The organism is Mesorhizobium sp. NPDC059054, from assembly GCF_042739215.1.
In the GTDB taxonomy this organism is placed as follows: Bacteria; Pseudomonadota; Alphaproteobacteria; order Rhizobiales; family Rhizobiaceae; genus Mesorhizobium.
In genome coordinates, this window is the sequence record NZ_JBHYHV010000001.1 from 374,936 (window position 1) to 395,623 (window position 20,688).

The window sequence follows — 20,688 nt, forward strand, 5'->3', positions numbered from 1 at the left end:
CAGGGAGACTAAGATGGTTGTAAGCGCCAACAGGCTCGAACTCCTGCAGATCGCAGATGCGGTCGCGCGCGAAAAGTCGATCGACAAGTCGATCGTGATTGCTGCCATGGCCGATGCCATCCAGAAGGCAGCGCGTTCGCGTTATGGCCAGGAGACCAACATTCGCGCCGACATCAACCCGAATACCGGTGAGATGAAGCTGCAGCGGCTGATGGAAGTGGTTGAGAACGTCGAGGACTATGCCACGCAGATTGCGCTGGTGTCGGCCCGCGAACGCAACCCCGATGCGCAGCTTGGTGACTTCATCGCCGAACAGCTGCCGCCGATGGATTTCGGCCGCATCGCCGCACAGTCGGCCAAGCAGGTCATCGTGCAGAAGGTGCGCGAAGCAGAGCGCGATCGTCAGTATGACGAATACAAGGATCGTATCGGCGAGATCGTCAACGGCACGGTCAAGCGCGTCGAATATGGCAACGTCATCGTCGATCTCGGCCGCGGCGAGGCGATCATCCGTCGCGACGAGCTGATCCCGCGCGAAAACTACAAATATGGCGACCGCGTCCGCGCCTATGTCTATGACGTGCGTCGTGAGCAGCGCGGCCCGCAGATCTTCCTGTCGCGTACGCATCCGCAGTTCATGGCCAAGCTCTTCACCATGGAAGTGCCGGAAATCTACGACGGCATCATCGAGATCAAGTCGGTGGCCCGCGATCCGGGTTCGCGCGCCAAGATCGCGGTCATCAGCCGCGATTCCTCGATCGACCCGGTCGGCGCCTGCGTCGGTATGCGTGGTTCACGCGTCCAGGCCGTCGTCGGCGAGCTGCAGGGCGAAAAGATAGACATCATTCCATGGTCGCCTTCGGCTGCGTCCTTCATCGTCAACGCCTTGCAGCCGGCGGAAGTCGCCAAGGTGGTGTTGGACGAGGATGCGGAACGCATCGAGGTGGTGGTGCCGGACGACCAGCTGTCGCTGGCCATCGGCCGTCGCGGCCAGAACGTGCGTCTTGCCTCGCAGCTGACGGGCTGGGACATCGACATCCTGACCGAGCAGGAAGAAAGCGAACGTCGCCAGAAGGAATTCGTCGAACGCTCCAACCTGTTCATGGAAGCTCTCGACGTCGACGAGATGGTTGGCCAGGTGCTGGCTTCGGAAGGTTTCACCTCGGTTGAGGAAGTAGCCTATGTCGACCCCGATGAAATCTCCTCGATCGACGGTTTTGACGAGGATACCGCGAGCGAGATCCAGAATCGCGCCCGCGAACACCTGGAGAAGGTCGAGGCCGAACACGACGCCGCCCGCCAGAAGCTGGGCGTGCAGGATGAATTGCGCGAAATCCCGGGCGTGACCACCGCCATGATGGTGACGCTGGGCGAGGACGGTGTGAAGACCATCGAGGACTTTGCCGGCTACGCAGCAGACGATCTCGTCGGCTGGAAAGAGCGCAAGGACGGCGAGACCAAGGTTTTTCCGGGCGTGCTTGCCGCGCACGGTATTTCCAAGACAGAAGCCGAGCAGATGGTTCTGGCGGCGCGCCTCAAGGCTGGTTGGATTTCCGAAGAGGAAGCCCAGGTCGAGGTTGCCGAAGCCGAAACCACCGGCGCTTGAGATGAGACCGGCCGGAGTAACCCTTGTCCGAGATGAACGATCGCACCTGCATCGTCACAAGGAAAACCGCCGAAACGGATGAACTGATCCGTTTCGTCGTCGGTCCGGATTCGGCCGTCGTTCCCGATCTCAAGAGATCGTTGCCGGGTCGGGGTTGCTGGGTCAGCGCCGACCGCGCTACCGTCGACAAGGCCTCTGCCAAGGGGCACTTTGCCCGCGCCTTCAAGAAACAGGTCATCGTCCCGCCGGAACTCGGTGCAATGGTCGAAGGCTTGTTCGTACGTTCCGCCCTGGGCGCGCTCGGGCTTGCCCGCAAGGCAGGCGCGGTTGCGCTGGGCGCTGCCAAGGTCGATAGTGTCGTGCGCTCCGGCAAGGCAGCGCTTGTCCTGCACGCTTTCGAAGCCTCCGAGGACGGAGTGCGCAAGATCACCCAGGCACGTCGCGCCACCGCCCATCTCGGTGGCCCCGCCATTCCCGCATACAAACTTTTCGCGGAAGCGGATTTGGGTTTGGCATTGGGGGGGACAAATGTGATACATGCTGCCGTTCTCGCGAGCGACGCGGGTAAGGCGGCCGTGAAGCGCATGGTTGCGCTCGACCGTTACCGGGGCGGTTCCCCGGACGATCTGGCAATGATTGTGGCTGTTGCCGGCGATGATGATGCCGCAGAGGATATCGAATGAGTGATACGAATTCGGGCGACGACAAGACGTTGAGTGTTACGCCCAAGAAGACATTGACGCTGAAGCGCCCGGGTATCGAGCAGAGCACGGTGCGCCAGAACTTCTCGCATGGCCGCACCAAGCAGGTCGTCGTGGAGACGAAGCGCAAGTTCGTGAAGCCTGGCGAGCAACAGCCGGCTCCGGCCCCGCAGACGGTATTCACACCGAAGCCGGCCGCTCCTCAGCCGCAGCCTCCGGTCCAGCCGCAACCACGTCCACAGCAGGCCGCTCCTGTGGTGCAGGAGCAGCGTCGCCCGACGCTGCCGCCTCAGCCGGATCGTGGCGGCATGGTGCTGAACGAATTGTCACGCGGTGAAATGGAAGCCCGACGCCGGGCTCTCGAGGGCTCACAGGCGCGCGAGATAGAAGATCGTCAGCGCGCCGCCGAGGATGCCAAGCGCCGTGCCGACGAAGAGGAACGCCGCAAGCGCGAGCGCGAGGATTCCGCGCGCCGCCAGGCCGAGGAAGAAGCACGCATCAAGGCCGAGGCAGAAGCGCGTCGCCGGGCGGAAGAAGAAGCGCGCCGCCGTGCGCCGCAGACCGCCGATCAGGTGGCCGCCGAGGAAGAAGAGGCCAAGCCGCGTGGTCGCGGTGGTGCTGCTTCGGCTTTGCCGCCGCGTCGTCTCGCGACGCCGGAACTCGCCCGTCCGGCCAAGCCTACCAAGGCCGAGGAAGATCGCCGGCGCGGCAAGCTGACGCTCAACACGGCGCTGTCTTCCGAGGATGGTGATGCTCGTGCGCGTTCGCTGTCGGCGATGCGCCGTCGCCAGGAAAAGTTCAAGCGCGCGATGCACAACGAGCCGCGCGAGAAGGTCGTACGCGAAGTGACGCTGCCCGAAACCATCACGATCCAGGAACTTGCGCAGCGTATGTCCGAGCGCGCCGTGGATGTGGTCAAGTATTTCATGAAGCAGGGCCAGATCCTGAAGCCGGGCGACGTCATCGACGCTGACACGGCTGAACTGGTGGCTTCGGAATTCGGGCACACCGTCAAGCGTGTCGCCGAGTCGGACATCGAGGAAGGCCTGTTCAACATCGCCGACCGCGACGAGGATCTCGTCTCGCGTCCACCGGTGGTGACCATCATGGGTCACGTCGACCACGGCAAGACCTCGCTGCTCGATGCCATCCGCCACGCCAACGTGGTGTCCGGCGAAGCCGGCGGCATCACCCAGCATATCGGTGCCTACCAGGTCGAGAAGGACGGTCAGAAGATCACCTTCATCGACACGCCCGGTCACGCCGCCTTCACGGCGATGCGTGCCCGCGGCGCACAGGCCACCGACATCGCTATCCTGGTGGTTGCCGCCGATGACAGCGTGATGCCGCAGACGATCGAATCGATCAGCCATGCCAAGGCCGCGGGGGTTCCGATCATCGTGGCCATCAACAAGATCGACAAGCCGGCCGCGGACGCGCAGAAGGTGCGTACGCAGCTCCTGCAGCATGAAGTGTTCGTCGAATCGATGGGCGGTGAAGTGCTCGACGTCGAAGTGTCGGCCAAGACCGGCACAGGCATCGACAAGCTGCTGGAAGCCATTCTGCTGCAGTCCGAAATCCTGGACCTCAAGGCCAATCCGGACCGCACGGCGGAAGGTGTGGTCATCGAAGCGCGCCTCGACAAGGGCCGCGGTCCGGTCGCTACCGTGCTGGTGCAGACCGGCACGCTGATGCCGGGTGAAATCCTGGTCGCCGGCAACGAATGGGGCCGTGTGCGCGCGCTGGTCAACGACCGTGGCGAACACGTGAAGGAAGCGCCGCCGGCCATGCCGGTGGAGATCCTCGGCCTCCAGGGAACGCCCCAGGCTGGCGACCGTTTCGCGGTCGTCAACAATGAGGCGCGTGCCCGTGAGATCACCGAGTACCGCCAGCGTCTGGCCCGCGACAAGGCGGTCGCCAAGCACGCTACGCAGCGCGGCTCGCTGGAACAGATGATGTCGCAGCTGCAGGCGAGCGGGTTGAAGGAATTCCCGCTCATCATCAAGGGCGACGTGCAGGGTTCCATCGAAGCGATCGTGGCCGCGCTGGACAAGCTCGGGACCGACGAGGTGAGGGCACGTATCGTCCACGCCGGCGCCGGTGCCATCACCGAAAGCGATGTCACACTGGCCGAAACCTCGGGCGCTGCGATCATCGGCTTCAACGTCCGCGCCAACGCGCAGGCAAGGACTGCCGCCGAGCAGGCGGGTATCGAGATCCGTTACTACAACATCATCTACAACCTGGTGGATGACGTTAAGGATGCGATGTCGGGCCTGCTTTCGCCGGAACGTCGCGAAACCTTCCTTGGCAATGCGGAGATCCTCGAGGTCTTCCATATCACCAAGGTCGGCAAGGTCGCCGGTTGCCGCGTTACGGAAGGCCGTGTGGAACGCGGTGCGGGCGTTCGCCTGATCCGCGACAACGTGGTCATCCACGAAGGCACGCTGAAGACGCTGAAGCGGTTCAAGGACGAAGTTCCGGAAGTGCCGGTCGGCCAGGAATGCGGAATGGCCTTCCAGAACTACGAGAACATCCTGGCTGGCGACATCATCGAATGCTTCCGCGTCGAGATGGTGACCAGAAAGCTCTAGGTATCTAGAGAAAATGGGAGGGCGGCTTCAGCCGCTCTCCCTTGATGACAACCGTGGCTGCGGTCCCACTCCGCAAACGGGTTAGGTTGGCTTATGTCCGGGCGTGCCCGCATTGACCTGCCTAAAATCCGGCCATTGGCTGGACGGCTTCATGTGATTGGAATTCTATACAAATGGCCGGTGCGCTGTGCCATCGCCTGTCCGTGCAGCTTCCCCCATCCGAGAGATTGAGATGAATAGACAGCAATCCAGTGGCCCTTCGCAGCGCATGCTTCGTGTCGGTGAGCAGGTGCGCCATGCCCTGTCCGATATCCTTCAGCGCGGTGAAGTGCGTGACGACCTCATTGAGATGACGGTCATCTCGGTATCGGAAGTGCGCATGTCGCCCGACTTGAAGATCGCCACCGCCTTCGTCGCGCCGCTCGGCGCCAAGGACGACAAGGCGGTCGTCGAGGCGTTGAACCGCAATGCCCGCTTCATTCGCGGGCGCATGTCGCCGGCGCTGCGGCAGATGAAATACATGCCGGAATTCCGTTTCCGGCTCGACACCAGCTACGACAATTTCTCGAAGATCAACGAGTTGCTGCATTCGCCGGAAGTGGCACGCGACCTCGGCCATCACGAGAGCGACAAGGATGAGGGGAACGAGGAGTAATGGCGCGTCGGGGCAAGAAGAAGGGCCGTCCGGTTTCCGGCTGGCTGATCCTGGACAAACCGGTCGGCATGGGTTCGACCGACGCGGTGTCGAAGGTCAAGTGGCTGTTCCAGGCCGAGAAGGCGGGACATGCCGGCACGCTCGACCCGTTGGCGTCCGGCATGCTGCCGATCGCACTGGGCGATGCGACCAAGACCGTGCCCTATGTTCAGGATGGCGCCAAGATCTACCGTTTCACCGTTGCCTGGGGCGAGGAGCGCACCACCGACGACCTTGAAGGTCCGGTGACGAAGACGTCGGACAAACGTCCGAGCGAGGCGGATATCCGCGCGCTGCTGCCCAACTACACCGGTGTCATCATGCAGACGCCGCCGCAGTTTTCAGCCATCAAGATCGCAGGCGAGCGCGCCTACGATCTTGCCCGCGAGGGCGAGACTGTCGAAATACCTGCGCGAGAGGTCGAGATCGGCCGCCTCGACATTGTCGAACATGGCGCTGACCGGACTATCTTCGAGGTCGAATGCGGCAAAGGCACTTATGTGCGCTCGCTGGCGCGTGACATGGGCCGTGACCTCGACTGTTTTGGCCACATCGCGGACCTTCGCCGCACCGAGGTTGATCCGTTCACGTCCGAGGATTTCGTCACCATCGCAGAACTGGAAGCGGCCTTGCCGCCGGCGGCTGAGGATGACGAGGCGCCACTTTCCGGTGTCGACCGTCATGCCGCGCTGGACGGCTTCCTGATTGATACGGTCGCAGCCCTGGAATGTCTGCCGCAGGTTGTCATCAGCGACGACGCTGCGTCCAAGATCAGGCTCGGCAATCCCGTCATCATCCGCGGCCGCGATGCTCCGGTCGAGGCGGAAGAGGCCTGCGCCACAGCGCGTGGCAAGTTGGTCGCGATCGGCGCGATTGAACAAGGCATGTTCAAACCCAAGCGCGTCTTTGCCGGCTGAGACCTGGTTCGCCGGAGCAGTTTCAGCAAAAGTGCGCAGCGGTTTTGCGTCCGGAATTGCGCAGAAACAAAGAGTTAGAGCGTTTCCGCGATTCGGAGAAAAGCGGAAATGCTCTAATATCCGCGCAGAGATTCGCGCGAGGCTCGCATGGCAAAAGCGGAAACGGTTCAGAAGCGAGAGCCGAGAATGGCGAGGCGTTCGCCCGTCGGCGCTTCGCCGGGAACGTTGATTGCCGACCCCAGGGCGCGGCGCAGCGAGCTCAATCTGACGCTGCTCGACCGCGACCGCTGCGAGAAGATCGACAATGCCAGTATCGATGACCTGCACAGGCATTGCGAAAAATGGCCGCTCGTCTGGCTGGATTGCGTCGGCCTGGCCAATGTCGAGCTGATCGAGCAGATCGGCAAGATCTTCGGCTTGCATCCGCTGGCGTTGGAAGATGTCGTCAACACCGGCCAGCGACCCAAGGCGGAGTTCTTCGACGACCACGCCTTCGTCGTCGTCAACATGATCGACGACCCCACCACCTATCGCTATGAGCAGATTTCCCTGTTTTTCGGCAAGGGTTTCGTCATCACCTTCCAGCAGCGTGAGGGCGATCCGTTCGATCCCGTGCGCAAGCGTATCGTCGCTTCGACGCCCAACCGTTTGCGTTCGCGCGGTGCCGACTATCTCGCCTATGCGCTGATCGACGCCATCGTCGACTCGTTCTTCCCCCTGATCGAAAGCGCCAGTGCCCGCACCGACGAGATCGAGGATTCGATGCTGCGTCATCCGCATAAACATCAGGTTCTCGTCTTGCACGAACAGCGACGGCATGCCGGCCAATTGCACCGGACCATGCTGTCGTTGCGCGACGCGCTGGCAGGGCTGGTTCGTTCTGACGCTGCCTACATCAAGCCGGAAACCAAGATTTTCCTGAACGACACGCTGGATCATGCCTATCGGCTGGTGGAACTGGCCGATACACAACGCGACATGACGACCGGCTTGATAGAAATGCACCTCTCGCTCAGCCAGGCCCGGACCAATGAGGTGATCAGCCTGCTCACCATCGTCTCGGCGATCTTCATTCCACTCACTTTCCTGGTTGGCGTATGGGGCATGAATTTCGATCCGGCGACGTCGCCGTGGAACATGCCAGAACTGCGCGGCTATTACGGCTATCCGGCAGCTCTCGTTTTCATGGCGCTGGTAGCGGTGGGGTTGGTCATATTCTTCAAATGGAAGAAGTGGCTTTAGGGGTGCAAAGCCCTGGCACGCGCGCCGCTCAGGCCAGCCATGTGAATATGCGCTGGCTTTTTGCGTTCTTTTGCACTATACGCGCCGCAACATCGCGCCGGATTGCGTGATGATCACTGACCCTTGCTGGACGACATCCCGGCTATGGGCGCCTCGTTTCCTCCATTGAGAAAGGAAAAATACGATGTCGATTACTGCTGAACGCAAGAAGGAACTGCTGGTTCAATTCGCCACCGTCACGGGCGATACCGGTTCGCCGGAAGTGCAGGTTGCTATCCTTTCCGAGCGTATCAAGAATCTCACCGAGCACTTCAAGGACCACAAGAAGGACAACCATTCCCGTCGTGGCCTGCTCGCACTCGTTTCCCAGCGCCGCAGCCTGCTTGACTATCTCAAGCGCAAGGATGAGGCGCGCTACCAGACGCTGATCGAGAAGCTCGAACTGCGTCGCTGACGAATTGGCCGGCGGGTTCTCATCGAGAACTCGCCGGTCGCGCATTCGGGCTCGATAGCCCGACCCGGTTTCTGTTGGCAGAGGGCCGCCTGAAACCGCCCGTGGACGGTCATGGGGCAGGATTGCAGGATGCTTGGCACGGGCGCCGACCCGACCTCTTTCAAGCCTCCCGTTGTCTTGCCCGTGGCTGCCCGACAAAGGAGCCAGGAAGGGGGCGTCGCGCATGATTGGATGGCGCGGCCCCTTCCGCATATGAAGGACAAGATATGTTCAATCAACACAAAGTGGAAATCGAATGGGGCGGCCGTCCGCTCATTCTCGAGACCGGCAAGATCGCGCGCCAGGCTGACGGCGCTGTGCTGGCGACCTATGGCGAGACCGTGGTTCTGGCCACCGTCGTTTCGGCCAAGGAGCCCAAGCCCGGCTTCGACTTCTTTCCGCTGACCGTCAACTACCAGGAAAAGACCTACGCGGCCGGCAAGATCCCAGGTGGCTACTTCAAGCGTGAAGGCCGCCCGAGCGAGAAGGAAACACTGGTTTCCCGCCTGATCGACCGCCCGATCCGCCCGCTGTTCGCAGACGGCTACAAGAACGATACCCAGATCGTTGTCACCGTTGTCCAGCATGATCTCGAGAACGATCCGGACATCCTGTCGATCGTTGCCACCTCCGCGGCGCTGACCCTTTCCGGCGTGCCCTTCATGGGTCCGATCGGTGGCGCCCGCGTCGGCTACATCAATGGCGAGTATGTGCTGAACCCGCACATCGACGAGATGCAGGAATCCAAACTCGACCTCGTGGTCGCCGGTACGGGCGACGCGGTGCTGATGGTCGAGTCGGAAGCCAAGGAACTGGGCGAAGAGCTGATGCTCGGCGCTGTCATGTTCGGCCACAAGGCTTTCCAGCCGGTGATCGAAGCCATCATCAAGCTGGCCGAGGTTGCCGCAAAGGACCCGCGCGACTTCACGCCACCGTCCTTTGGTGATCTGGAAAAGGAAATGCTCGGCGTTGCCGAAGCCGACCTGCGTGCCGCTTACAAGATCACCGACAAGCAGGCCCGCTACGCCGCCGTTGATGCCGCCAAGGCCAAGGTCAAAGCTGCTTTCACCCCGGCCGAAGGCGAGGAAGCGAAGTATTCGTCCGAGCAGGTCGCGACCGTGTTCAAGGAACTCCAGGCCAAGATCGTGCGCTGGAACATCCTCGACACCGGCTCGCGCATCGACGGCCGTGACCTCAAGACCGTCCGTTCGATCGTTTCGGAAGTCGGCATCCTGCCGCGCACCCACGGCTCGGCACTGTTCACCCGCGGCGAGACCCAGGCGATCGTGGTTGCCACGCTGGGCACCGGCGAAGACGAGCAGTATGTCGACTCGCTGACCGGCATGTACAAGGAGACCTTCCTCCTTCACTACAACTTCCCGCCCTATTCGGTCGGCGAGACCGGCCGCATGGGTTCGCCCGGCCGCCGCGAAATCGGCCACGGCAAGCTCGCCTGGCGTGCCATCCATCCGATGCTGCCTTCGGCCGAGCAGTTCCCCTACACGCTGCGTGTCGTCTCCGAGATCACCGAGTCCAACGGCTCGTCCTCGATGGCTACCGTCTGCGGCACCTCGCTGGCGCTGATGGATGCCGGCGTGCCGCTGGCCAAGCCGGTTGCAGGTATCGCCATGGGCCTCATCAAGGAAGACGAGCGTTTCGCCGTGCTTTCCGACATCCTGGGTGACGAGGATCACCTCGGCGACATGGACTTCAAGGTGGCCGGCACCGCCAACGGCATCACCTCGCTGCAGATGGACATCAAGATCGATGGCATCACCGAGGAGATCATGAAGGTGGCGCTGGGCCAGGCCAAGGACGGCCGCCTGCACATCCTCGGCGAAATGGCCAAGGCCATCTCCGAAGGCCGCAAGGAACTCGGCGAATTCGCTCCGCGCATCGAGGTCATGCATATCCCGACCGACAAGATCCGCGACGTCATTGGTTCGGGCGGCAAGGTGATCCGCGAGATCGTCGAGAAGACCGGCGCCAAGATCAACATCGAGGATGACGGCACGGTGAAGATCGCTTCGTCGAACGCCAAGGAGATCGAGGCTGCGAAGAAGTGGATCCACACCATCGTGGCCGAGCCGGAAGTTGGTGAGATTTACGAGGGTACGGTCGTCAAGACCGCCGACTTCGGCGCCTTCGTGAACTTCTTCGGTCCGCGTGACGGCCTCGTCCACATCTCGCAGCTGTCCGACCAGCGCGTTGCCAAGACCACCGACGTGGTCAAGGAAGGCGACAAGGTCTGGGTCAAGCTGATGGGCTTCGACGAGCGTGGCAAGGTTCGCCTTTCCATGAAGGTCGTCGACCAGGAGACCGGCAAGGAAATCGCCCGCGAGAAGAAGGCGGAAGGTGAAGAAACCGCCGCCTGATCGCACCGATCACGTAGAATGAAGAAGGGCGCGGCCGATGCCGCGCCCTTCTTCATTTATTGTGGTCCGCCTGTTGATGTTACCAAGGTAACTTGGTAACATTCGGTATGATCGAAAGAACGCAGACGGGCGTGCGCCTGGCCACGCCGCTCCTCAAGGTGTTGAAGGGCCTCGCAGCCGAAAAGGGCATCAGCCTCGGCGATCTTCTTGAAGGCGTCGTGCTGCACGCCTTCGAGGGCAAATCCGCCTTTTCCGACGAGACATTGGCGACGATCGCCAAGCTGAAGGACGTCTATGACTGTCGGCTGACCAGCGCCGACAGCCATCTGCATCCCGATCGGGAAGGCTGACCATGCGTCGGGATTTTACGCACGAGATCCGCGTGGCTTTGCCTGTCGAGGAGGCATTCCTTCTGTTCACGCCCAAGGGCGAAGAGGCCTGGGTGCCGGGCTGGTCACCCGACTATGTTTTTCCCGAAACGGGTGAAACGACCAAGGATATGATCTTCCGCACGGGTAGCGGTGAAGAGGCCACGATCTGGACCTGTCTGGACTGGCAGCCCGATCGACACCATGTCCGCTACCTCAGGGCGACGCCGGCACTGCGGGTCGCCTTTGTCGAGGTGACCTGCCACGCAGAAGGAAGCGGCACCAAGGCAGTGGTCTCCTATGGGTACGTCCCGCTGACCGCGAAAGGGCGAGATATGACCGCTTCCATGACGCAGCAGGCCTTCGCCGCCAACATCGACGAATGGTCCGTTCTGATTGCCGATTATCTGCGCATCGACGCACATTCTCAACTGAAATGCGACAATCGACCCTCATGAGCGCCGATACGCTGAAAACACTGTTCCATCCCTTCGAAGCCGATGCGCTGCCTTTGCCAGGGCCGGGCAAGCGCGCATTGTTTCTCGGTGCCGAGCCGGGCTTCCGACTGCCCACCGACTTTGGCGCTACCCTGCATCTTGTCCAAGGTTTCCGTCCCGACTTCCGGTTGTTGCAAGCATCCGGTCGTACAGTCTCGCCGCAGGTCGAGGGCGAGAACTACGATCTTGCTCTTGTTCTCGCAGGCAAGCACCGCGGCCTCAACGAGCTGCGCATCGCGGATGCCATCGAACGCACTGGCGAAGGTGGCGTGATCGTCGTTTCCGGCGGCAAGGAGGATGGTATCGCCAGCCTGCGCAAGCGGACAGGTGAACTCATTGCCGTGGAGGGCAATCTTTCGAAGCATCATGGTCAGGTTTTCTGGTTCGTCCGGCCTGACAGAGATACCGCTACCAAATTGCGCGCCGCCAATCCTTCGGTTCTGGTCGAGGATCGCTACGAGACCGCACCCGGCATGTTCTCCTTCGACCGTGTCGACGCAGGATCACGCTTTCTTGCCGAGCACCTTCCTGCCGATATCAAGGGGCATGCCGCCGATTTCTGTGCCGGTTGGGGCTATCTGTCTGTTGCACTTGCCGAGCGGACGGCTGGTCTGACCAGTCTCGATCTTTACGAAGCCGACCACGCTGCGCTCCAGGCGGCAGGTCGCACGCTCGCCCGGCTGATGCCGGACCTGCCGGTGAGGCCGTTCTGGCACGATCTTGCTGGCGAACCCGTCGATGCGCGTTATGACGTCATCGTCATGAATCCGCCCTTTCACCGTGGCCGTGCGGCCGAACCGGAGCTTGGGGCCGCAATAATCCGCGCGGCGGGGAAGGCGCTGAAGCCCGGTGGGCGTCTGTTCATCGTGGCGAACCGGCAATTGCCTTACGAACGCGTCCTCGCCACGGCCTTCTCAAGTCACACGGAAATCGCGCGCAACGACGCTTTTAAGGTGCTGCTGGCGCGCCGCTGACCGGATGACACGATGAGAGATAGGGCGATGCCTGCTTGTTAATGCAGGTTCGCCGCGCCGCGCTGATTCTGGGCGAACTGGCCGACGCTCTGTGCCTGTCCGCCAATGACCCGCAGCGGTGCCGGCTTACCGAAGAGGTAGCCCTGAACCACCTCGCAGCCCGCAGCTTTCAACATCGTCGCCTGGCTTTCGGTCTCCACGCCCTCGGCGATCGTCGAAACGCCGAGTGCCCGCGACAGACCGACAATGGTCGAGACAACCGCGCCGGAGCCGGAATCGGTGTCGATGCGGCTGACGAAGGAGCGGTCGATCTTCAGCTTGTGGAACGAGAAGTCGATCAGGTAGCTGAGGTTGGAATAGCCGGTGCCGAAATCGTCGACGGCCACCGAAATGCCCATGTCCGACAGCTCTTTCAGAATGGCGGCGGCGCGTTCCTTGTCCTGCATCATCGCCGTTTCGGTCACTTCCAGCTCCAGCCGCGACGGCTTGATACCGGTGCTGACGATGGTGTCGCGTACCATGGCCAGGAAATCCTTGGTCATGAACTGTACCGGCGAGATGTTGACGGCAACGAAGCAGTCCTCCGGCAAATGACGGGCGTCGCTGCATGCCTTGCGCAGTACCCATTGACCGATCGGGCCAATCATGCCGGTTTCTTCCGCCAGTGGAATGAATTCCATCGGTGGGATAGAGCCGCGTTCCGGATGGTTCCACCGGATCAGTGCTTCATAGCCGACAATCTTGCCGGCGGCGAGATCGAGCTGCGACTGATAATGCAGGTCGAAATCGCCGCGCTCGAACGCCGCATGCAGTTCTGACTCCACCCACTGCCGATGGTCCGCGACCTTGCCCATTTCCGGCTGGAAAATCGACCAGGTGCCGGCTGCGTTGGTCGCCCGGGCGTTCTGCAGGGCGAGATTGGCGCGACGCAGCACCAGCACAGGATCGATACCGTCCTTGGGCATGGCGACGACACCGACTGAAAGGCTGACCGACTGCTGATGCGTTTTCAACTGATAGGGAGCGATCAGGTCATCGATCAGCTTCTCGACCAGTGCCTCCATCGAACCCAGCAGACGCTTATCCGGGTAGAGAACGGCGAATTCGCCGGGTCCGACACGGCCGATCACGGCTTCGCGCGGCAGAAGCGCTTTCAGGCGCTTAGCAAACAGACGCAGGAGATCGTCGACCTGCGCGTAGCCGATGGCGTCGTTTATCTGGCTGAAGCGATTGATGTCGATGTCGAGCAGATAGACAGGCTCGCCGGTCTTGAGCGTGGAGGAAGCAGCTTCTGCAATTTTTCCCACCATCGCGTGCTTGGCCAGCGTCTCCGTCAGCTTGTCGAAATTGGTTTCGGAGAAAACATAGTCAGCCGATTCGTCGACGCCGGCGAAAAAGGACATCGCCGCGCACGCGGCCGCCAACGCGCAAAGACCGGCAACGATGGCAACAAGCGTGTTGAGCGGAAGTTCCGTCAAGCTGTCGCCGAGACCGACCTTGAGACCCCACAAGCCAAGTATGAAGCTGCCCATGCCGGCACTGGCGATGGTGATCAGCCGGAAAAGTGGCGTTCGGCCAGGGTTCTTGTCAGTGGGCATACGCAGGTTCCCAATCTGCAGGATGTTCTAACCGCCATCCCCTTAAAATAAGTTTCCTGCGATCCGTCGCATTTTACCGGCGACAAAAGTTGACTAACGTTTCATGAAAGTTAGCCAAAAGGCAAGAGCCCACCCTTCGCTGTGAACGACAGACTCTTTGTACTTTGGTGAGGTTAGTCGACGGGGCTAGCGTGAGCCTTGCGGCTTCATTCCTTGCCGCCATCCTGCCGCTTCAGCTCGTCGAGCGTCGGCATCGAGACCACATGATAGCCGGAATCGACATAATGGATTTCGCCGGTCACGCCCGACGAGAGGTCGGAAAGCAGGTAGAGCGCCGAGTTGCCGATTTCGTCGATGCCGACGGTGCGCCGCAACGGCGCGTTGCGCTGTTGATAAGAATACATGTAGCGCGCATCCGAAATGCCGGCGCCTGCAAGGGTGCGCACCGGGCCGGCCGAAAGCCCGTTCACGCGGATGCCGCGCGGGCCATAGTCGTTGGCGAGATAGCGCACGCTGGCCTCAAGACCTGCCTTGGCAACCCCCATGACGTTGTAGTTGGGCATCACCCGCACGGAGCCGGCATAGGTGAGGGTGACCATCGATCCGCCGTCCTGCATCAGCGCCGCGGCGTGGCGGGCGACCTCCGTGAAGGAGTAGCAGGAGATCACCATGGTGCGCACGAAGTTGTCGCGCGTGGTATCGGCATAGAGGCCCTTCAACTCGTTCTTGTCTGAGAAGCCGATGGCGTGGACGATGAAATCGAGCTTGCCCCATTCGCTTTTCAGCGTATCGAAGGTGGCGGCGACCGATGCGCTGTCCTCGACGTCGCAAGGCACCACCAGCGAGGCGCCGATCTTTTCGGCCAGCGGTTTAACACGGCGGCCAAAGGCTTCGCCCTGATAGGTAAAAGCCAGTTCCGCGCCCTGTTCAGCCAGTTTCTGAGCGATGCCCCAGGCGATGGAATGATCATTGGCAACGCCCATGATCAGGCCGCGCTTGCCCTTCATCAAACCGTCCATGTGAAAAAACCCTATGCGGAATGGCGCTGGAAGACGAGCGTGGCGTTGGTGCCGCCGAAGCCGAAGGAATTGGACAGAACCGTGTCGATCTTGGCGTTGTCGATACGCTTGCGTACGATCGGCACGCCATCGAATTCGGGGTCGAGTTCCTCGATATGCGCGCTTTCGCCGATGAAACCGCCTTGCATCATCAGGATCGAATAAATCGATTCCTGCACTCCGGCCGCACCCAGCGAATGGCCGGTCAGCGACTTGGTGGAGGTGATGTTCGGCAGTTTGTCGCCGAAAACTTCGCGGATCGCGCCGATCTCCTTCGAGTCGCCGATCGGCGTCGAGGTACCATGCGTGTTGATGTAGTCGATCGGTTCTTTCACCGTCGCCAGCGCCTGGCGCATGCAGCGGATAGCGCCTTCGCCGGAAGGAGCGACCATGTCATAGCCATCGGACGTCGCGCCATAACCGGTCAGTTCAGCGTAAATCTTGGCACCGCGCGCCTTGGCGCGTTCAAGCTCTTCCAGCACCAGAACGCCTGCGCCGCCGGCGATGACGAAGCCGTCGCGGTTGACGTCATAGGCACGCGAGGCGGTCGCGGCGCGATCGTTGAACTTGGACGACATCGCGCCCATGGCGTCGAAGAGGTTGGACATCGTCCAGTCGAGGTCTTCGTGGCCACCGGCGAACATGATGTCCTGCTTGCCCCACTGGATCATCTCGGCGGCATTGCCGATGCAGTGCGCTGAAGTCGAACAGGCAGACGAGATCGAATAGTTAACGCCGTGGATCTTGAACCAAGTGGCCAGCGTTGCCGAAGCCGTCGACGACATTGCCTTCGGCACGGCGAACGGCCCGATGCGCTTGGGGCTGCTGTTCTTCAGCGTGATCTCCGAAGCCTCGACGATGGTGCGCGTCGAGGGGCCACCGGAGCCCATGATGATGCCGGTGCGCTCATTACCCGAAATCTCGTTTTCTTCGAGCCCGCTGTCGGCGATCGCCTGCTTCATCGCGACATGGTTCCACATGCCGCCTTGCGACAGGAAACGCGCGGCACGGCGGTCGACAAGTTCGGACGTGTCCAGGTTCGGCGCGCCCCAGACCTGGCACTTGAAGCCGTGTTCGGCGAAATCGTTGGAGAAACTGATGCCGGATTTGGCATCGTGAAGAGAGGCGCTGACCTCCTCGGCATTGTTGCCGATGGACGATACGATGCCGAGGCCTGTGACTACGACCCGTCTCATGTTGCGCTCCTCGTTTATCCGTTGAGTGCAGGTGTCAGGCAGCTGACTGTTTTGCCAGGCCCACCCGCAGGTCCGTGGCCGCGTATATGGGTTCGCCGTCGGCCTTCAACCAGCCGTCGGCGATGCCGAGCACCAGTCGGCCACGCATGACGCGTTTGAAATCGACGCCGTACTCCACCTTCTTGACCGAAGGCGTGACCATGCCCTTGAACTTCACTTCGCCTGTCGACAACGCCATGCCTTTGCCCGGTTCGCCGAGCCAGCCGAGGAAAAAGCCGGTGAGCTGCCAGAGCGCGTCGAGGCCCAGGCAACCGGGCATCACGGGGTTATCGATGAAATGGCAGGGAAAGAACCAGAGATCGCGGTGGATGGCGAATTCGGCGCGGACGAAACCCTTGTCGAAAGCGCCGCCGGTCTCGCTGATCTCGGTAATACGGTCGAACATCAGCATTGGCGGGTAGGGAAGCTGGGCATTGCCGGGGCCAAACAATTCGCCCTTGGCGCAAGCCAGCAGATCGTCGTAGTCGTAACTCGATTTCCGATCCGCCATGTAGTCCTTCCCAGTCGTTGGCCAGGCGATGTGATGCCCATGCCCATTTCTAGTAACACAGTCCGCTTCACGCCGGAAACCGACGCCGGAGATATCGCGCTGGCTCTAGCCTGCCCATCCCCCGGGGTCAATGCGCGCTATTGATCGGATTTGGCCTACAGAATATATCTGGCATAATAAGGGACGTGGATTTCCGCCTGATTTTTGCCGCTGTCGGCAGGCAGTGGCGGGTGGAACATGATGGTGGGTTGGTCGGTTTGGACGATCGGAAAGACGGCATGACTGTGGACAAGCGGGTACGCGAAGCCGGCCTGAGGCCGACTCGTCAGCGCATTGCGTTGGCCGACTTGCTGTTTGCCAAGGGCGACCGCCACCTTTCTGCCGAAGAACTGCATGAGGAAGCGCTGGCCGCGGGTGTGCCGGTTTCTCTGGCTACCGTCTACAATGCGCTGCACCAGTTCACGGAAGCCGGTCTTTTGCGCATCCTGGCAGTCGAGGGCTCACGCACCTATTTCGACACCAACACCTCTGACCACCATCACTTCTTTGTCGAAGGCGAGAACCGCGTCTTTGACATCGAAAGCGGGCCAGTGACGGTTGGCAATCTTCCGGAACCACCGGAGGGCATGGAAATCGCGAATGTCGATGTGGTGGTGCGGCTGCGCCCCAAGCGCGACTAGTCTGAACCCGATGCGAGTTTAAACGATCGCGCGCAGTTCAAGCTGCGTGGTGTCTGGCCGTGCGTCCGACTTGGCGACTATTCGTTGATCTTTTCACCGGGATACGCACCCCATACCAGCGACTGGTTGATCCAGCCGGTGTGGCCGCTCAGGCTCATCTCGCACCACTGGCCGTCACAGGACTTGATCGACCCGATGGCTCCGGGCTCGATCACCGCGACCACGCTGGCGTCCTTGGCTGCGCTCTTCACGAGATTGATGCGTACATCCTTGCCGCGCTGCCATGGTGCGATGATCGCGGTGCGCTTGCCCGAAAGCAGCGCCTGGCTTACCCAGCCTTCGGAACCGTCGGCGTCGCGTACGCGCCGCCAGGTATCGTATTCCTGCACGATCTCCATTGGCAGCCCGGCCCTGGTGTACATCCAGTCGACGGAATAGTTGACGCCCGGACCGACGCGTGAATTCACCCGCGCCGATTTCAGGCTGACGAAGCGCGGCAGCGGCAGGCCACTGGGCCCAAGCGTCACTGTCTGGGCCGGCGCTGCGGCATTTTGCGCCGTCGCGACCGGAGTAAGTGTGAGCAGGCCAAGCATTGTCGCGGAGAGAATCAGACGTAGCGACGCGAAACCAGACACGTTCGTTCCTTTTTCCGGCGCCGTCGGCAATCCTGTGCGCGCCCTTTTTCTTTGTCTTCGGCGGCGCTGCTTGTTACATGAGGCATGGCTACCGAGACCAGTTTGCAGTTTCGCCGGTCTTGGTTAAAGAGGTCTCAACAGCATCCCGGAAACGAGGAAACGATGGCCGGCAAAAAGAAGCCTCTCGTTGTGATCACGCGCAAATTGCCGGACCCCGTCGAGACGCGGATGCGCGAACTGTTTGACGCCCGCCTGAACGTCGAAGACAAGCCGATGTCGCGCGAGGAGCTAGGCGCGGCGCTGCGCGAGGCCGATGTGCTCGTTCCCACCATCACCGACCGAATCGATGCCGAATTGATCGAGCAGGCCGGCCCGAATTTCAAGCTGATCGCCAGCCTCTCCAACGGTGTCGATCACATCGACGTCGCCGCCGCCTCGAAAAAAGGCATCGCCGTCACCAACACGCCGAATGTGCTGACCGAAGACACCGCCGACATGACCGTGGCACTGATGCTTGCCGTGCCGCGGCGGCTGGCCGAGGGTTCCAACGTGCTGACCGGCGACAAGAAATGGACCGGCTGGTCACCTACCTGGATGCTTGGCCGGCGTATCTGGGGCAAACGGCTGGGCATCGTCGGCATGGGCCGCATCGGCACCGCGGTTGCCCGCCGTGCCAAGGCTTTCGGCCTCTCCATCCACTACCACAATCGCCACCGTGTCTTGCAAAGCGTCGAGGACGAGCTCGAGGCCACCTATTGGGAAAGCCTCGACCAGATGCTGGCCCGAATGGACATCATTTCCGTCAACTGCCCGTCCACGCCGGCCACCTTCCATCTCCTGTCCGCTCGACGGCTGGCGCTGCTGCAGCCCACTGCCTACATCGTCAACACGGCGCGCGGCGACATCATCGACGAGGATGCGCTGATCAAATTGCTGCAGGAGGGCAAGATCGCCGGCGCGGGTCTCGACGTCTACGAGAACGAGCCGGCCCTGAATACCAAGCTGCTGAGGCTCGCCGCCAAGCACAAGGTCGTGCTGTTGCCGCATATGGGCTCGGCGACCCTGGAAGGTCGCATCGACATGGGCGAGAAGGTCATCATCAATATCCGCACCTTCTTCGACGGACACCGGCCGCCGGATCGCGTGCTGCCATCCCGCGCCTGACCGTCGCATCAGGCCGGTATCAGCTGGCACCCACTCCATGCGGCATCGCGGACCGAGGCGACTGCCCTTGCGTCGACAGGCCTATGACAGCGCCTTGCGCATGGTCACCGATGTCGGCCGGTCGTAGCCGGGATGAGCCGTGCGTTCCGTTTCGACAAAACCCAGGCGGCTGAAAGCCGTCTGATTGCCGGTCAGTTCCACGCGCGCCTGCAATTCGAGCACAGGCTTGCCGGCTGCGCAGGCAAGGGTCTCGGCGGCGCTCATCAATTCGCGCCCGATTTTTCTACCTTGAAGACCCGGCTCGACCGCCAGCTTGCCGACATAGAAGTGCTGCGCGTGTTCGGCAGCGAAAATGCAGCCGACGATTTTGCCATCCTGCATGGCCAGGAAGCCGGTTTCCTTGCCTGCCTTCTCACGCAAACCATCCACCGTCAGCCGGTGCGCGGAGGAGGGCGGGTCGATCACGCCATCCATGTAGGCGAAGGCGCGCATGATCAAGGTCAGCAGTTCGTCCCAGCGTTTGAAATCGGCGGGCAGGCTGGTCACTACAATATCGGCACTCATCCCTGGCTCCGGTAGCGAATGATATCGAAGCGCGCTGCCAGGCCATCGTAAAGCAGCAGGCGTCCGACCAGCGGCTCACCAATGCCTGCGATCAGCTTGATCGTCTCCATCGCCTGCAAGGTGCCGATGACACCGGTCAGTGCTCCGAGCACACCGGCAACCGCGCAGGAAGGCACCAGGCCGGGTGGCGGCGCTTCCGGGAAGAGGTCACGATAAGTTGGGTTCGGACGTCCGTCCGGTCCGGTCTCGAACGGTTTCAGCACGGTGACGGAACCGTCGAAGCGACCGACCGCGGCATGCACCAGCGGCTTCTTCTCGGCTGCGCAGGCGTCAGCCAGCGCATAACGGGTTTCGAAATTGTCGGAACCATCCACCACCACATCGTAGCCACGCACGATATCTGCCGCGTTCTCGGCGGTCAGGCGCAGGTCGTGCAACTCCACGGCCACATGCGGATTGATGCGAACGATCGCAGCTCTGGCGCTCTCGCCTTTCGACGTTCCAACGGTGCCCGTGTCGTGGATGACCTGGCGCTGCAGGTTGGACAGCGAAACGACATCGTCGTCCACGATGCCTAATGTACCGACACCAGCCGCCGCCAGATATTCAAGCACCGGTGCGCCGAGCCCGCCGGCGCCGAGGACGAGCACTCGAGCGCGCTTCAGCTTCTGCTGGCCCGGTCCACCGATTTCCGGCAAAACGACATGGCGCGCATAGCGTTCGAGTTCTTCGTCGGAGAGGGCAGGGGTGCTCATGCGCGGATCATACCGTCCCGCTTGGCA

At 61.6% G+C, this 20,688-nt stretch carries 20 protein-coding genes; 13 read left to right on the top strand and 7 right to left on the bottom strand.

Annotation, left to right across the window (positions count from 1 at the left end):
- The first annotated feature begins 13 nt into the window (after window positions 1–13).
- The 11 genes from nusA to ACFWXH_RS01825 all read left to right on the top strand — a co-directional run bounded on the left by nusA (window position 14) and on the right by ACFWXH_RS01825 (window position 12,461).
- Entirely contained in the window at window positions 14–1,606 is a 1,593-nt protein-coding gene (gene nusA, locus ACFWXH_RS01775) for a transcription termination factor NusA (protein ID WP_054309115.1), read from the top strand.
- A gap of 32 nt (window positions 1,607–1,638) precedes the next feature.
- Complete coding sequence (locus ACFWXH_RS01780) at window positions 1,639–2,289, top strand: RNA-binding protein (RefSeq protein ID WP_054309114.1); 651 nt, start codon at window positions 1,639–1,641, stop codon at window positions 2,287–2,289.
- Window positions 2,286–4,901 (top strand): translation initiation factor IF-2, encoded by a 2,616-nt coding sequence (gene infB, locus ACFWXH_RS01785; RefSeq protein ID WP_379116988.1) that lies wholly within the window; start codon window positions 2,286–2,288, stop codon window positions 4,899–4,901. The genes ACFWXH_RS01780 and infB overlap by 4 nt, the downstream gene beginning before the upstream one ends.
- A gap of 232 nt (window positions 4,902–5,133) precedes the next feature.
- Entirely contained in the window at window positions 5,134–5,556 is a 423-nt protein-coding gene (rbfA, locus tag ACFWXH_RS01790) for a 30S ribosome-binding factor RbfA (RefSeq protein WP_054309112.1), read from the top strand.
- Window positions 5,556–6,512, top strand: a complete 957-nt coding sequence (gene truB / locus ACFWXH_RS01795; protein WP_379116991.1) for a tRNA pseudouridine(55) synthase TruB — start codon at window positions 5,556–5,558, stop codon at window positions 6,510–6,512. Before rbfA ends, truB begins: the two co-directional genes overlap by 1 nt.
- A 147-nt stretch (window positions 6,513–6,659) precedes the next feature.
- Window positions 6,660–7,754 carry a magnesium/cobalt transporter CorA gene (gene corA, locus ACFWXH_RS01800; RefSeq protein ID WP_379116993.1) on the top strand — a complete coding sequence of 365 codons (1,095 nt, stop codon included), beginning with the start codon at window positions 6,660–6,662 and terminating at the stop codon, window positions 7,752–7,754.
- Between the two features lie 184 nt (window positions 7,755–7,938).
- Window positions 7,939–8,208 carry a 30S ribosomal protein S15 gene (rpsO, locus tag ACFWXH_RS01805; RefSeq protein ID WP_054309109.1) on the top strand — a complete coding sequence of 90 codons (270 nt, stop codon included), beginning with the start codon at window positions 7,939–7,941 and terminating at the stop codon, window positions 8,206–8,208.
- Between the two features lie 266 nt (window positions 8,209–8,474).
- Window positions 8,475–10,622, top strand: coding sequence for a polyribonucleotide nucleotidyltransferase (gene pnp, locus ACFWXH_RS01810; RefSeq protein ID WP_054309108.1), 2,148 nt, complete (start codon window positions 8,475–8,477; stop codon window positions 10,620–10,622).
- Between the two features lie 107 nt (window positions 10,623–10,729).
- Window positions 10,730–10,972 (top strand): hypothetical protein, encoded by a 243-nt coding sequence (locus ACFWXH_RS01815; RefSeq protein ID WP_379116996.1) that lies wholly within the window; start codon window positions 10,730–10,732, stop codon window positions 10,970–10,972.
- Window positions 10,973–10,974: 2 nt separating this feature from the next.
- Window positions 10,975–11,448: a hypothetical protein gene (locus ACFWXH_RS01820; protein ID WP_379116998.1), complete on the top strand. Its 474-nt coding sequence runs from the start codon at window positions 10,975–10,977 to the stop codon at window positions 11,446–11,448.
- Window positions 11,445–12,461: a class I SAM-dependent methyltransferase gene (locus tag ACFWXH_RS01825; RefSeq protein ID WP_379117000.1), complete on the top strand. Its 1,017-nt coding sequence runs from the start codon at window positions 11,445–11,447 to the stop codon at window positions 12,459–12,461. The genes ACFWXH_RS01820 and ACFWXH_RS01825 overlap by 4 nt, the downstream gene beginning before the upstream one ends.
- A 38-nt stretch (window positions 12,462–12,499) precedes the next feature.
- Here the strand turns inward: ACFWXH_RS01825 and ACFWXH_RS01830 are convergent, their stop codons facing one another.
- The 4 genes from ACFWXH_RS01830 to fabA form a co-directional block, all read right to left on the bottom strand.
- A complete protein-coding gene (locus ACFWXH_RS01830) occupies window positions 12,500–14,059 on the bottom strand; it encodes a putative bifunctional diguanylate cyclase/phosphodiesterase (RefSeq protein ID WP_379117003.1) in 1,560 nt (519 codons plus the stop codon).
- 206 nt (window positions 14,060–14,265) lie between these two features.
- Window positions 14,266–15,078: an enoyl-ACP reductase FabI gene (fabI, locus tag ACFWXH_RS01835; protein WP_054309103.1), complete on the bottom strand. Its 813-nt coding sequence runs from the start codon at window positions 15,076–15,078 to the stop codon at window positions 14,266–14,268.
- Between the two features lie 11 nt (window positions 15,079–15,089).
- On the bottom strand, window positions 15,090–16,313 hold the full coding sequence (gene fabB / locus ACFWXH_RS01840; protein WP_379117005.1) for a beta-ketoacyl-ACP synthase I: 1,224 nt from the start codon (window positions 16,311–16,313) through the stop codon (window positions 15,090–15,092).
- A gap of 34 nt (window positions 16,314–16,347) precedes the next feature.
- A complete protein-coding gene (gene fabA / locus ACFWXH_RS01845; RefSeq protein ID WP_054309101.1) occupies window positions 16,348–16,863 on the bottom strand; it encodes a 3-hydroxyacyl-[acyl-carrier-protein] dehydratase FabA in 516 nt (171 codons plus the stop codon).
- 278 nt (window positions 16,864–17,141) lie between these two features.
- On the opposite strand from fabA, the gene irrA reads away from it, so the two are divergent.
- Window positions 17,142–17,543 carry an iron response transcriptional regulator IrrA gene (gene irrA, locus ACFWXH_RS01850; RefSeq protein WP_054309462.1) on the top strand — a complete coding sequence of 134 codons (402 nt, stop codon included), beginning with the start codon at window positions 17,142–17,144 and terminating at the stop codon, window positions 17,541–17,543.
- A gap of 77 nt (window positions 17,544–17,620) precedes the next feature.
- Here the strand turns inward: irrA and ACFWXH_RS01855 are convergent, their stop codons facing one another.
- Window positions 17,621–18,178 (bottom strand): SH3 domain-containing protein, encoded by a 558-nt coding sequence (locus ACFWXH_RS01855; RefSeq protein ID WP_054309100.1) that lies wholly within the window; start codon window positions 18,176–18,178, stop codon window positions 17,621–17,623.
- A gap of 162 nt (window positions 18,179–18,340) precedes the next feature.
- Here ACFWXH_RS01855 and ACFWXH_RS01860 point away from each other — a divergent pair, with 162 nt between their 5' ends.
- Complete coding sequence (locus tag ACFWXH_RS01860) at window positions 18,341–19,342, top strand: D-glycerate dehydrogenase (protein ID WP_054309099.1); 1,002 nt, start codon at window positions 18,341–18,343, stop codon at window positions 19,340–19,342.
- Window positions 19,343–19,423: 81 nt separating this feature from the next.
- On the opposite strand, the gene ACFWXH_RS01865 is transcribed toward ACFWXH_RS01860, so the two are convergent.
- Both ACFWXH_RS01865 and ACFWXH_RS01870 read right to left on the bottom strand, forming a co-directional pair.
- Entirely contained in the window at window positions 19,424–19,906 is a 483-nt protein-coding gene (locus tag ACFWXH_RS01865) for a GNAT family N-acetyltransferase (RefSeq protein WP_379117008.1), read from the bottom strand.
- The gene (locus tag ACFWXH_RS01870; protein ID WP_379117010.1) at window positions 19,903–20,661 is read right to left on the bottom strand and encodes a molybdopterin-synthase adenylyltransferase MoeB; all 759 of its coding nucleotides are present in this window, start codon (window positions 20,659–20,661) and stop codon (window positions 19,903–19,905) included. The genes ACFWXH_RS01865 and ACFWXH_RS01870 overlap by 4 nt, the downstream gene beginning before the upstream one ends.
- Window positions 20,662–20,688: the final 27 nt, after the last annotated feature.

Bases quoted from the DNA above. Each gene is read 5' to 3' on its own strand.
- nusA (WP_054309115.1), top strand. From the start codon at position 14: ATGGTTGTAAGCGCCAACAGGCTCGAACTCCTGCAGATCGCAGATGCG.
- ACFWXH_RS01780 (WP_054309114.1), top strand. From the start codon at position 1,639: ATGAACGATCGCACCTGCATCGTCACAAGGAAAACCGCCGAAACGGAT.
- infB (WP_379116988.1), top strand. From the start codon at position 2,286: ATGAGTGATACGAATTCGGGCGACGACAAGACGTTGAGTGTTACGCCC.
- rbfA (WP_054309112.1), top strand. From the start codon at position 5,134: ATGAATAGACAGCAATCCAGTGGCCCTTCGCAGCGCATGCTTCGTGTC.
- truB (WP_379116991.1), top strand. From the start codon at position 5,556: ATGGCGCGTCGGGGCAAGAAGAAGGGCCGTCCGGTTTCCGGCTGGCTG.
- corA (WP_379116993.1), top strand. From the start codon at position 6,660: ATGGCAAAAGCGGAAACGGTTCAGAAGCGAGAGCCGAGAATGGCGAGG.
- rpsO (WP_054309109.1), top strand. From the start codon at position 7,939: ATGTCGATTACTGCTGAACGCAAGAAGGAACTGCTGGTTCAATTCGCC.
- pnp (WP_054309108.1), top strand. From the start codon at position 8,475: ATGTTCAATCAACACAAAGTGGAAATCGAATGGGGCGGCCGTCCGCTC.
- ACFWXH_RS01815 (WP_379116996.1), top strand. From the start codon at position 10,730: ATGATCGAAAGAACGCAGACGGGCGTGCGCCTGGCCACGCCGCTCCTC.
- ACFWXH_RS01820 (WP_379116998.1), top strand. From the start codon at position 10,975: ATGCGTCGGGATTTTACGCACGAGATCCGCGTGGCTTTGCCTGTCGAG.
- ACFWXH_RS01825 (WP_379117000.1), top strand. From the start codon at position 11,445: ATGAGCGCCGATACGCTGAAAACACTGTTCCATCCCTTCGAAGCCGAT.
- ACFWXH_RS01830 (WP_379117003.1), bottom strand. From the start codon at position 14,059: ATGCCCACTGACAAGAACCCTGGCCGAACGCCACTTTTCCGGCTGATC.
- fabI (WP_054309103.1), bottom strand. From the start codon at position 15,078: ATGGACGGTTTGATGAAGGGCAAGCGCGGCCTGATCATGGGCGTTGCC.
- fabB (WP_379117005.1), bottom strand. From the start codon at position 16,313: ATGAGACGGGTCGTAGTCACAGGCCTCGGCATCGTATCGTCCATCGGC.
- fabA (WP_054309101.1), bottom strand. From the start codon at position 16,863: ATGGCGGATCGGAAATCGAGTTACGACTACGACGATCTGCTGGCTTGC.
- irrA (WP_054309462.1), top strand. From the start codon at position 17,142: ATGACTGTGGACAAGCGGGTACGCGAAGCCGGCCTGAGGCCGACTCGT.
- ACFWXH_RS01860 (WP_054309099.1), top strand. From the start codon at position 18,341: ATGGCCGGCAAAAAGAAGCCTCTCGTTGTGATCACGCGCAAATTGCCG.
- ACFWXH_RS01865 (WP_379117008.1), bottom strand. From the start codon at position 19,906: ATGAGTGCCGATATTGTAGTGACCAGCCTGCCCGCCGATTTCAAACGC.
- ACFWXH_RS01870 (WP_379117010.1), bottom strand. From the start codon at position 20,661: ATGAGCACCCCTGCCCTCTCCGACGAAGAACTCGAACGCTATGCGCGC.